This window comes from Streptomyces sp. BRA346 (genome assembly GCF_052851135.1).
Genome location: NZ_JAIWIH010000076.1, coordinates 1 through 13,180, shown reverse-complemented (window position 1 = coordinate 13,180; position 13,180 = coordinate 1). Strand labels below are relative to the sequence as shown.

Sequence of the window (13,180 nt, the reverse complement as noted above, 5' to 3'; positions counted from 1 at the left end):
CACCTCCCGCAGCGACGGATCGAAGTGCGCCAATACGGCATCCAGCGCCTCCGCGAACACCGGGAACCGCCCGTACAACTCCCGCCCCATACCCAGCCGTTGACTCCCCTGCCCCGAGAACAGGAAGGCGACCGGTCCGCGAGCGCCGCGTGCCACGCCGCGCGCGACCTCCGTCGCCCCGTCCTCGGTGGCGAGCAGCACCGCGCGGTGCTCGAAGGCGGAGCGGGTCGTTGCCAGCGAGTAGGCCACGTCGGCGGCGGGCAGCTCGGGGTGGTGCTCGGTGAAGGACGTGAGCCGCGTGAGCTGGGCGCGCAGCGCCTCCGCGGTCTTGCCGGAGACGAGCCACGGCACTACCGCGGGTACGGTCCGGCCGGGTTCGGTTTCCGGTCGCCGCGTGTCCGCCGGCGCCTGTTCGATGATGACGTGGGCGTTCGTGCCGCTCATGCCGAACGCCGACACGCCCGCCCGGCGCGCCTCGCCGGTCTCGGGCCAGGCGGCGGGCCGGCTGAGCAGCGCGAGTTCGCCGGAGGCCCAGGCGATGTGCGGGGACGGGGCGTCCGCGTGCAGGGTTTTGGGCAGGGTGCCCCGCTGCATCGCCAGGACCATCTTGATCACACCCGCGACACCGGCCGCGGCCTGGGTGTGACCGAGGTTCGACTTGACCGTGCCCAGGAGCAGCGGGCGCGTCCGGTCCTGGCCGTAGGTGGCCAGCAGCGCCTGCGCCTCGATCGGATCACCCAGCGTGGTGCCCGTGCCGTGGGCGTCGACGGCGTCGATGTCGGTGTACGCCAGCCCCGCGTCGGCCAGCGCCTGCCGGATGACGCGTTGCTGGGAGGGGCCGTTGGGGGCGGTGAGGCCGTTGGACGCGCCGTCCTGGTTGACGGCGGTACCGCGCACGATGCCGCGGACCTCGTGCCCGTTGCGTATCGCGTCGGAAAGCCGTTCCAGTACGAGCACGCCGACGCCCTCCGACCAGGAGGTGCCGTCCGCGTCCGCCGAGAACGCCTTGCAGCGGCCGTCCGGGGCCAGCCCGCCCTGGGCGCTGAACTCCACGAAGGCGTCCGGGCCCGACATCACCGACACGCCACCGGCGAGCGCCAGCGAGCACTCGCCGCCGCGCAGCGCCCGGGTGGCCCAGTGCAGGGCGACCAGCGAGGCCGAGCAGGCCGTGTCGACGGTGACCGCCGGACCTTCGAGACCGAGCACGTACGACACGCGTCCCGACAGCACGCTCGCGGTGTTGCCGGTGGCCGCGTACCCCTGTACGTCCTCGGAACCGGCCCGCAGCACGGTGGTGTAGTCCTGGCCGTTGGTGCCGACGAAGACGCCCGTCTGGCTGCCGCGCAGCGCGCCGGGGTCGATGGCGGCCCCTTCCAGCGCCTCCCACGAGGTCTCCAGCAGCAACCGCTGCTGCGGGTCCATGGCAAGCGCCTCGCGGGGCGAGATCCCGAAGAACCCGGCGTCGAACTCGGCCACGCCGCTGAGGAATCCGCCCTCGCGGGTGATGGACGACCCGGCCGCCAGGGCGTCCAGGTCCCAGTGCCGGTCGGTCGGGAACGGCGAGATCGCGTCGCGCCCCTCCGAGAGCAGCTGCCAGAAGTCCTCGGGCGAGGTCACTCCGCCGGGGAAGCGGCAGCCGATGCCGACGATCGCGATCGGGTCCTCGGCCGGGGGCCGGGTGGCGGGGTCCGCCGGCCGCGTGGCGGGGGCCGCCCGCTCCGGCAGCGATCCGAGGAGCTCGGCGAGCAGGAACTCCGCCAGTTCCTGCGGGGTCGGGTAGTCGTACACCAGCGAGGCGGGCAGGGTCAGCCCGGTGGCCGTGGCGATCCCGTTGCGCAGTTCCAGCGTGGTCAGCGAATCGAAGCCCAGGTCCCGGAAGGTCCAGTCGGCCTCGACGGTGGTCGCGTCGGCGTGGCCGAGCACCGCGGCCACCTGGGTGCGCAGCAGCTCCAGCAGGAACCTGCCGCGCTCGGCGTCGGGCATGCCCGCCAGCCGCTGCCGTAGCTCCGACTCGCCGGGCATACGGGCCGCGGCGGCGCCGCCGTCGGTCACGAGGGCCTGCCGCACCTCGGGCAGGTCGCCGACGAGCGGGGCGGGCCTGGCGGAGGTGTGCGCGAGGACGAAGCGGCCCCAGTCGATGTCGGCGACGGTGAGGGCGGTGTCGTCGTGCTCGACGGCGGCGCGCAGCGCGGAGATGGCGAGGTCCGGTGCGAGGGGCGTGAATCCGCCACGCCGCACCCGCCGTTCGATCTCGCCGCTGTCGTGGTCGGCGTCCACGCCGCTGCCGCCGACCATGCCCGATCCGGCCCACGGGCCCCAGGCGATCGACACGGCGGCGCGGCCCCGGGTCCTGCGGTGTTCCGCGAGGGCGTCCAGGTAGGCGTTCGCGGCGGCGTAGTTGCCCTGCCCGGCGGCGCCGATGACGCCGGCCGTCGAGGAGAACAGCACGAATGCCGACAGCTCGGCGTCCTGGGTCAGTTCGTCCAGGTTCCGCGCGGACACCGCCTTGGCGCGCAGTACGGCCGCGAAGTCGTCCGGCGTCAGGTCGTCCACGACGCGGTCCTCGATCACGCCCGCGGTGTGCATGACCGCGGTGAGCGGGCAGTCCTCGGGAATGTCCGCGAGGACCGCGGCGAGTCCGTCCCGGTCAGCGGCGTCGCAGGCCGTGATGGTGACCCGGGCGCCGAGTTCGGTGAGTTCCCGCCGCAGGCCGTCGGCGCCCGGCGCCTCCGGGCCGCGTCGGCTGATCAGCAGCAGATGGTCCGCGCCCTCGCGGGCCAGCCAGCGGGCGACGTGTCCGCCGAGGCCGCCGGTGCCGCCGGTGACCAGGACGGTGCCGCGCGGTGTGAACGCGCGCCCGGTCCTGTCGTCCGTCGTCACCGGGCTGTGTGCGAGCCTGCGCGCGAACACGCCGGAGGCGCGTACGGCGACCTGGTCCTCCGCGTCCGTGCCGGTGTCCGCGAGGACGCTCCGGAGCCGGCGCACCGTGGCCGGGTCGATCCGCTCGGGCAGGTCGATCAACCCGCCCCAGCGCCGGGGGTGTTCGAGTGCGACGACGCGGCCGAGGCCCCACAGGGCGGCCTGGGCCGGGCTGTGCACCGGCTCGGAGCGGCCGACGGACACCGCGCCCCGGGTGACGCACCACAGGGGGGCGTCGATCCCGGCGTCGCCGAGTGCCTGGAACGCGGTGGCCGTGCGGGCCGAGCTCCCGCCACCGTCCAACGCGTCGTCGTCATCGAGCGCGAGCAGGGAGAGCACCCCGGCGAACTCGCCCTCGGGCAGCCACTCGGCGAGCGATCCGCGGTCGGCCGCGGTGACCTCGACGCGTACGGTCGGCGCGCCGAGGCCGTCGATCACAGCGGTCTGCCACGTCTCGTCGGCGGATCCGGCCGGGGTGAGCACGAGCCACCGGCCGGGCAGGGCCTGCGACCTCGGCGTGGCGCTCGCCGGCTTCCAGATCGCCTGGTAGCGCAGGGCGTCGACGCTGGACCTGTCACGGCGGCGACGGCGCCACGACGACAGCGCAGGGGCCAGCACGCTCACCGCCTCGGCGTCGAGGTCGAGGGTGGCGGCCAGCGAGTCCGTGTCCTCACGCTCCACCGCGGACCAGAAGTCGGCTTCCGTTCCGTCCCCGGCGGCGGGCACCGCCGGAAGTGCGGGCTCCGCCCAGAAGCGCTGCCGCTGGAAGGCGTAGGTGGGCAGTTCGATGCGCCGTGCGCCCATTCCGGCGAAGAAGCCGGACCAGTCCACGGCCACGCCGCCCACGTGCGCGCCCGCCAGTGCGGCGGTGATGGCGGGCACCTCGTCGCGGTCGCGGCGCAGTGCCGGGATCACGGCGGTGCGTGCCCGTGCCTCGTCGCCCAGGCAGTCCTGGGCCATGGCGCTGAGCACCCCGTCCGGGCCGAGCTCGAGGAAGGTGCGTACGCCCCGCGCGGCGAGGGTGGCCATGCCGTCGGCGAAGCGGACGGTGCGGCGGGCGTGCCGCACCCAGTAGTCCGGGGAGCCCAGCTCCTCGTCGGTGGCGAGTTCGCCGGTGACGGTGGACACGAGGGGGATCGCCGCGGCGTGGTAGGTCACGCGCGCGGCGACGGCGGCGAAGTCGTCGAGCATGGCGTCCATGCGCGGCGAGTGGAAGGCGTGGCTCACCCGGAGCCGCTTGGTCCGCCTGCCGCGCGCCGCCAGGTCGGCCGCCACCGCCTCGACGGCGTCCTCGTCCCCGGCGATCACCAGCGAGGCCGGGCCGTTGACGGCGGCGATGGACACGCGGTCGGTGAGCAGCCCGGCGACCTCGTCCTCGGTGGACTCGACGGCGACCATGGCCCCTCCGGCGGGCAGGTCCTCCATCAACCGCCCGCGTGCGGCCACCAGCGTGCACGCGTCCTCCAGCGAGAACACGCCCGCGACGTGTGCCGCTGCCAGTTCGCCGACGGAGTGCCCGGTGAGGTAGTCGGGTGCGATGCCCCAGGATTCGAGCAGCCGGAACAGCGCCACCTCGATCGCGAACAGTGCGGGCTGGGTGTAGCCGGTCCGGTCGAGCAGTGCGGCCTCGGGTGTGCCGTCGTCCGCGAACACGACCTCGCGCAGCGGGCGGGCCAGCTCGGTGTCGAGGTGCGCCAGTACGGCGTCCAGCGCGTCGGCGAACACCGGGAACCGCTCGTACAGCTCCCGTCCCATGCCGGGGCGCTGACCGCCCTGCCCGGTGAACAGGTAGGCGAGCCGGCCCCGGCCCGTGCCGCCCCCGCCGCCGTGCACCACGCTCGTGTCGCTCAGGCCGTCGCGCAGCGCCAGCAGGCCGCTGCGCAGACCGTCCTGGTCGGGGGTGACGACGGCCGCGCGGTGTTCGAAGCTCGACCGGTACAGCGCCTGTGAGTACGCCAGGTCCGTGAGGTGCGTTCCGGGCCGGTCCTCGATCAGGGACAGCAGCCGGCCGGCCTGCGCCCGCAGCGCGTCGTCGGTACGGCCGGACAGCACGACGGGGACGATCTCCGCGCGAGGCCCGTCGGCGGGCTCGGCGGGTTCCTCGACGGGCGGTGCCTGTTCGAGAACGGTGTGCACATTGGTACCGCTGATACCGAACGAGGACACGCCGGCCCGGCGCGGCCGCCCGGTCCGCGGCCAGTCGGTGGGCTCGGTCAGCAGTTCCACCGCGCCCGCGGACCAGTCCACGTGGGACGACGGGGTGTCGGCGTGCAGGGTCGGGGGGAGGACCCCCTGGCGCAGCGCCATCACCATCTTGATCACGCTCGCCGCGCCGGAGGCGGCCTGGGTGTGTCCGATGTTGGACTTGATCGAGCCCAGCAGCAGCGGCCGCGTCCGGTCCTGCCCGTAGGCCGCCAGCAGCGCCTGCGCCTCGATCGGGTCGCCGAGTGCGGTACCCGTGCCGTGGCCTTCGATCGCGTCGACGTCCGCCGCGGACAGCCCCGAGTTGGCCAGCGCCTGCCGGATCACGCGCTGCTGGGACGGCCCGTTGGGGGCGGTCAGGCCGTTGGACGCGCCGTCCTGGTTGACCGCGCTGCCGCGGACCACCGCGAGGACCGGGTGCCCGTTGCGCCGAGCGTCCGACAGCCGCTCCACGAGCACCATGCCGACGCCCTCGGCGAGCGCCATGCCGTCGGCGGAGTCCGCGTACGCCTTGCAGCGTCCGTCGGGGGCCAGCGCCCGCTGGCGGCTGAAGCCGATGAAGGTGTTCGGCGTGGACATGAGGCTCACGCCACCGGCGAGCGCGAGCGTGCTCTCGCCGTTGCGCAGCGACTGGCAGGCCAGGTGCAACGCCGTCAGCGAGGAGGAGCAGGCGGTGTCGAGGGTGACCGCGGGGCCCTCCAGGCCCAGCAGGTAGGAGACCCGGCCGGACAGCACGCTGGACAGCGTGCCGGTGACCGCGTGCCCGTCCGGGCCCTCCGAGCCGTCCGCGCCGTCACCGCCGGGCGCGCCGCCTGCCTGGTAGTCCTGGTAGCTGGCCCCGATGAACGCGCCGGTGAGGGTGGAACGCACGGTGTCGGGGACGATCCCGGCGCGCTCGAACGCCTCCCACGCGGTCTCCAGCAGGAGTCGCTGCTGCGGGTCCATGGTCATCGCCTCGCGCGGCGAGATGCCGAAGAAGGCGGGGTCGAAGTCGGCGGCGTGGTGCAGGAAACCGCCTTGTGCGCTGTACGTACGCCCCGGGGTGTCCGGGTCCGGGTCGTACAGGGCGTCGGTGGGCCAGCCGCGGTCGGCCGGGAATCCGGAGATCGCGTCCGTGCCCCCCATGACCAGTTCCCACAGCTCTTCCGGCGAATTGGCCTCGCCCGGGTAGCGGCAGCTCATGCCGATGATGGCGATCGGCTCGTCGGTGGTGGCGGACACGGCCGGGGCCGCGGTCCGCTGCTGGTCGCCGGTGATCCCGGTACGCAGGAACTCGGCCAGCGCCACCGGGGTCGGGTGGTCGAACACCATGGTCGCGGGCAGGCTGAGCCCGGTGATCGCGGCGAGCCGGTTCCGCAGGTCCACCGCGGTCAGGGAGTCGAAGCCGACCTCCCGGAAGGCGCGCCGCTCGGCCACCGTCTCGACGGAACCGTGGCCGAGCACGGCCGCGGCCTGGCCTCGTACGGTGTCCAGCAGCAGCCGGTCCCGCTCGACGGGCGGCAGAGCGGCCAGCTTCGCCGCGAACTCGCCGTCGCCCGCCTGCCCGGCCTGCGCTTCGGCGGCCTCGACCAGCCGTCGCACCTCGGGCACCTCGTCGAACAGCGGCGTCGGGCGGACGGAGCCGAACACCGGGTAGTAGCGGTCCCAGTCGACATCGGCGACCGCGAGCACGGTCTCGTCGTCGTCCATCGCGCGCCGCATCCCGGTCAGCGCGAGGCCCGCGTCCATGAACTCCAGGCCGGTGCGCCGGACCTGGTCCGGGGCGACCCGGCCGATGCCGAGTTCGTTGGCCCAGATGCCCCAGTGGACGGACGTCGCGGTCAGGCCACGGGAGCGCCGGTTGGCGGCCAGCGCGGCGAGGTAGGCGTTGCCCGCCACGTACGCGGCGTGCTGGCCGCTTCCCCACATGCCGGCGACGGACGAGAACAGCACGAAGGCGTCGAGTTCGGTGTCCGCCAGCAGCTCGTCCAGGTTCCGCGCACCGGCGACCTTGGCGTGCATGACCCTGGCGAACGCCGCCATGTCCGTCTCCGCCAGCGTGTGCAGCTCGATGACGGCGGCGGCGTGAATGACGGTGCGCGGGGTGTGGCCTTCGGCCGCCAGCCGGTCCAGCAGCGCGGCGAGCGCCTCGCGGTCGGTGATGTCACAGGCGGCGACGGTGGCTTCGGTGCCCTGCCCCGCCAATTCATCCACCAGCTCGGCGGCACCGGGCGCGGCCATGCCCCGGCGGCTGACCAGGACGATGCGTTCGGCGCCCTGGTTCGCCAGCCAGCGCGCGACATGCGGGCCCAGCGTGCCGGTGCCGCCGGTGACCAGCACCGTGCCACGCGGTTCCCAGGTCCGGCGCGGCTCGCGGTCACCGGCCGGGGCGCGCACGACGCGCCGGGCCAGCACACCGGAGGTGCGCAGGGCGAGCTGGTCCTCGCCGCCCGTGGTCTCCGTTCCGGCCCCGGTCCCGGCTCCGGCCAGTATGGCCGCCAGCCGCTGTCCGCCCCGCTCGTCGAGGGTCTCCGGCAGGTCCACCGCTCCGCCGTAGAAGCGCGGGTGTTCCAGCGCGGCGGTCCAGCCCACGCCGAGCGTCTGCGCCTGGACCGGGCGGGTGACCCGGTCGGAACGCCCGGTGGAGACCGCTCCCCGGGTCAGGCACCACAGCGGTGCCTCGGCGCCGGTGTCCGCCAGGGCCTGTACGAGGGCAACGCCCAGGGCCGTGCCGGTGGCCAGCTCGGGATACGCCCGGCACGGCTCCTCGGCGGCGGCCAGCAGGGACACGAACCCGGCGATGCCACCGGCCTCGTCCGCCCCGTCCGCCTCATCCGTCTCGACCGCATCGGCCAGCCGGGACGCCAGCACGGCACGGTCCAGGCAGGACTCGTCCAGCTCCACCCGGCGTACGCGTGCGCCGTGGGCCCGTAGGGCGGCCACCACGTCGTCGCCGGTGTCACCCTCGCCCGTACGGCTCTCGCCTTCGGCGGTGACGACCAGCCAGGTGCCCGAGAGCGTCGCCCGGGGCAGGGCGGGCAGCGGCGTCCAGGTGACCTGGTAGCGCCAGTCGTCCACGGTGGACTGCTCGTGCTTGCGGCGGCGCCAGGCGGTCAGTCCCGGCAGGATCGCGGCGAGGGCCTCCTCGTCGACGTCCAGGCTCTCGGTCAGACCCGCGAGGTCCGCGCGCTCGACGGCGGCCCAGAACGCGGCGTCCGCCGGGTCGGCCGCCTCGGCCCGCTCGGCCTCGACCGGCCGTACCCACAACTGCTGGTGCTGGAAGGGGTACGTGGGCAGGTCGACCCGCTGGGCCGCCGTCCCGAAGGCAGCGGTCCAGTCGACGCGTACGCCCCGTACGTACGCCTCCGCCAGCGAGGTCAGCACGCGTCGCGGCCCGTCCTCGCCACGGCGCAGGGTGCCGACGGCCACGGCCGGCACCGCGGTCTCGTCGATCAGGGCCTGCACCCCCATGGTCAACACCGGGTGGGCGCTGACCTCGATGAACGCGCGGTGCTGCTCTTCCAGCAGCTGCGCGACCGCGGGCGCGAAGCGCACGGTACGGCGGAGGTTGCGGTACCAGTACTCGGCGTCCATGCCGCTCGTGTCGAGCCAGTCACCGGTCACGGTGGACAGCAGGGGGACGAGCGAGGCGCGCGGGGTGATCGGCGCCAGCTCGGTGAGCAGTTCGTCGCGCAGGTCCTCGACGTGCGCCGAGTGCGAGGCGTAGTCCACAGCGATCTTCCGCGCCCGTACGCCGTCCTCGGTCAGGCCGGCGAACAGTTCGTCCAGCGCTTCCGGATCGCCGCACACCACCACGGCACCGGGGCCGTTCACGGCCGCGATCGACAACCGTTCGTCCCACGCCTCCAGCCGGGCCCGGGCCTCGTCGGCGGACAGCGCCACCGACATCATGCCGCCGCGCCCCGCGAGGCGCCGGCCGATCGCCTGGCTGCGCAACGCCACCACGCGGGCGCCGTCCTCGACGGACAGCGCGCCCGCGACCACGGCCGCCGCGATCTCGCCCTGCGAATGGCCGACGACCGCGTCCGGGATGACGCCGTACGACTCCCACACCGACGCCAGCGACACCATCACCGCGAACGACACCGGCTGCACGACGTCGACGCGCTCCAACGACGGCGCACCGGGCTCCTGCCGCAGTACGTCCTCCAGCGACCACTCCACGAACCGGCCCAGGGCCGTCGCGCACTCACGGAGCCGTTCGGCGAACACCGGTGACTGCTCCAGCAGAGCGGCGCCCATTCCAGCCCACTGCGTGCCCTGCCCGGGGAAGACGAACACCGTCTTCCCCTCGACATCGGCCTCGCCCCGGACCACGGGAGCCGACAGGTCCTCATCGGCGAACGCGGCCAGTGCGGCCGACAATTCGGCGCGGTCCGCGCCCACGGCCACCGCGCGCCGCTCGAACGCCGACCGCGATGTCACCAGGGAGAAGCCGACATCGGCGACGTCCACCGGAGCGGCTTCGAGGTGCGATACCAGGTCTGCCGCCCGGTCGCGCAGCGAGGCTCCGTCCCGGGCCGACAGCACCCATGGCACCACTTCCCGGGCATGCTCGGACGGCAACGGAGCCGGGGTGGGTTCGCGTTCGGGGTCCGGTTCGGCCGGTGCCTGTTCCAGCACCGCGTGCGCGTTCGTACCGCTGATCCCGAACGACGACACCGCGCACCGGCGCGGCTGCCCGGTCTCCGGCCACGGCACCGGCTCGGCCAGCAACCGGAGCGCCCCCGAGGACCAGTCCACATGCGACGAAGGCGTGTCCACGTGCAGGGTCCGCGGCAGAACGCCGAGCCGCAGCGCCATCACCATCTTGATCACGCTCGCGACACCCGCCGCCGACTGGGTGTGGCCGATGTTCGACTTCACGGACCCCAGCCACACCGGCCGCTCCGGACCCCGGTCACGGCCGTAGGTCGCCAGCAGCGCCTGCACCTCGATCGGGTCGCCGAGCGGCGTGCCGGTGCCGTGTGCCTCCACCGCGTCGATCTCGGCGGGCGAGATCCGCGCGGTGGCCAGCGCCTTGCGGATCACCCGCTGCTGGGAGGGGCCGTTGGGCGCGGTCAGTCCGTTCGAAGCGCCGTCCTGGTTGATCGCGCTGCCGCGGATGACGGCGAGCACCGGATGCCCGTTGCGCCGCGCGTCCGACAGCCGCTCGACCAGCAGCAGCCCGACGCCCTCGGCCAGCGCCATGCCGTCCGCACCGTCGGAGAACGCCTTGCAGCGGCCGTCGGCGGCGAGCGCGCGCTGGCGGCTGAACGCCACGAACGCGTCCGGCGTCGTCATCACCGTGGCGCCCCCGGCCAGCGCGAGCGAGCTCTCGCCGTCGCGCAGGCTCTGGCAGGCCAGGTGGAGGGCGACCAGCGACGAGGAGCAGGCCGTGTCGACCGTGACGGCCGGGCCTTCGAGACCGAGCGCGTACGCCACGCGGCCCGACAGCACGCTCGGGATGGACCCGGTGACCATGTGGCCCTCGGTGCCGTCGCCAGCGCCACGGCCGTAGTCCTGGTAACTGGAGCCGATGAACGCGCCGGTCAGGGTGGAGTGCAGGGCGGCCGGGTCGATCCCGGCCCGTTCGACGGCCTCCCACGCGGTCTCCAGCAGCAGCCGCTGCTGCGGGTCCATCACCAGCGCCTCGCGCGGCGAGATGCCGAAGAAGACCGGGTCGAACGCGCCCGCGTCGTGCAGGAACCCGCCCTGTGTGGAGTAGGTCGTGCCACTGCGGTCCGGATCCGGGTCGTACAGGCCTGTGGTGTCCCAGCCACGGTTGACCGGGAACTCCGAGACCGCGTCCATCCCGGAGGAGACAAGGTCCCAGAACTGCTCGGGCGAGTTGACGCCACCGGGGAAGCGGCAGCTCATCCCGATGATCGCGATCGGCTCGTCGTCGGTGGGCACGGCCGGTACGGCACCCGCGCCGTACGTATCGGTGGTGTCGGTGCCGTCGGCGGCGTCGCTCAGCAGCTCCGCCCGCAGATACCGGGCCAGCGCGACGGGGGTCGGATAGTCGAAGACCATGGTGCTGGGCAGGGTCAAGTCGGTGACCAGGCCGAGCCGCTTGCGCAGTTCCACCGCGGTCAGCGAGTCGAACCCGTGGTCCTGGAAGGCCCTGTCCGGCCTGATGGCGTCCGGGCCGGGGTGCCCGAGCACAGCGGCCGCATGGGTACGGACCAGGCCGAGCAGCACCGCCAGCCGGCCGCTCTCCGGGGCCTCGTGCAAACGCTCGCGTAGTGCCGATGCCGCCGTTTCGCTCTCCCGCAGCGCTTCCCTGGCCGTCTCCGCGGCCTCACGCGCGCCGGGCAGCGTCGTGAGCGACGCGATGGACCGCAGGCTGAACAGCGCCTCCAGCACCTGCTTGTCGCCCAGGTCGGCGACCACCGTGGTCGCGTGTGGCTCGGCCACCAGCTCGGACATGGCTTCCAACGCGAGCCGCGGTTCCAGCGCCGTCGTCCCCGCGTGCCGGGCGCGCGCGGCCATGCCGTCGCCGCTCCAGGCGCCCCAGGCGATCGAGGTCGCGGGCAGACCTCGCGACCGGCGCCGCAGGGCCAGCGCGTCCAGCACCGCGTTGGCGGCCGCGTAGTTCGCCTGGCCGAGGTTGCCCACGGCGCCGGCCACCGACGAGAACAGCGCGAACACGGACAGATCCCGGTCGGCCGTCAGCTCGTCCAGCAGCAGCGCCGGAGCGACTTTGGACTGGAACACTCCCTCGAACCGCTCCGGGGTCAGACTGTCCAGCATCGCGTCGTCCAGCACCCCGGCCGCGTGCACCACACCGGTCAGCGGGAACTCTGCCGGGACGGCGGCCAGTACGGCTTCCAGTTCGGCCCGATCGGCGACATCGCAGGCCACGACCGTGACCCGGGCGCCCAGTGCGGTCAGCTCCGTCTCCAGTTCCGGTGCGCCCGGCGCGCCCGGTCCACGGCGGCTCACCAACAGCAGGTGTTCCGTGCCGCGTTCGGCCAGCCACCGGGCCACGTGCGCACCCAGCGCGCCGGTACCACCGGTGATCAGCACCGTGCCCGACGTGTCCCAGCACGTCGCGCCCTCACCCTCGATGGTGGGAGTGAGCGTGGGGTCGACGGACGGGGTGGGCGCGGGAGCGGACACCAACCGACGGCCGTAGACGCCCGAGGCGCGAACCGCGACCTGGTCCTCATCACCCGGTCCGGCCAGCACCCCGACCAACCGTCGCACGACCAGGTCGTCGAGTTCCTGCGGCAGATCGATCAGTCCGCCCCAACGCTCCGGGTACTCCAGCGCGGCGGCCCGGCCCAGCCCCCACACCGCGGCCTGCAATGGGTGGCCCACCGGATCGGCGGGCTCCACCGACACCGCGCCGCGAGTCACCGCCCACACGGGTGCCCCGATCCCGGCGTCCTCCAGCGCCTGCACCAGCACCGCCGTGTCCATCGCACCGGCGGGCACACCCGACCAACGAGCCCATTCATCAGCCGCGAGCAGAGACACCACACCCGAGGGCTCTGCCACACCCTGTGCAGTCAACTCGGCCATCTGCCGGGTAAGGTGCTCGGCCAACGCCGCACGCTCGGCGTCTTCGACCAGCACCCGCACCACGTCCCCGCCCAGCGCGGCAAGCACGAACCGGACCCACTCGTGCTCGGCCTCGTCCGCCGGGACCACGGCCAACCAGGTCCCGGACAACGCCGTCGGCAACGTGCCGCTCAACGCCTGCCATGTCTCCCGATACCGCAACGAATCCACCGCCGACCGGGTCCGGCTCCGGTTACGCCAGGCCGACAGCGCGGACACCACACCGTCCAACGCTTCCGTGTCGATCTCCAGGCGGGCCGCCAGGGCCTCCAGGTCCTGACTCTCGACCGCGGCCCAGAACTCCGCGTCGACCCCGTCCACGGTCAGCCCGGCCTCGGCCCCCGCGCTCCGAGCCGCCTCGGGCCAGTACCGCTGCCGCTGGAAGGCGTAGGTGGGCAGTTCGACCTGCCGGGCGCCGGTGCCGGTGTAGAACGTCCGCCAGTCGACGGCGATGCCGGTCACGTGCAGACGGGCGAGCGCGGTAACCGCCGCGCTCTCCTCCGGACGGTCC

General features: G+C 73.9%; 1 protein-coding gene. It reads right to left on the bottom strand.

The genetic code is table 11. The features are described from left to right. On the bottom strand, positions 1–13,180 hold a 13,180-nt coding region (locus tag LCH29_RS42610), incomplete at both ends, for a type I polyketide synthase (protein WP_446467058.1).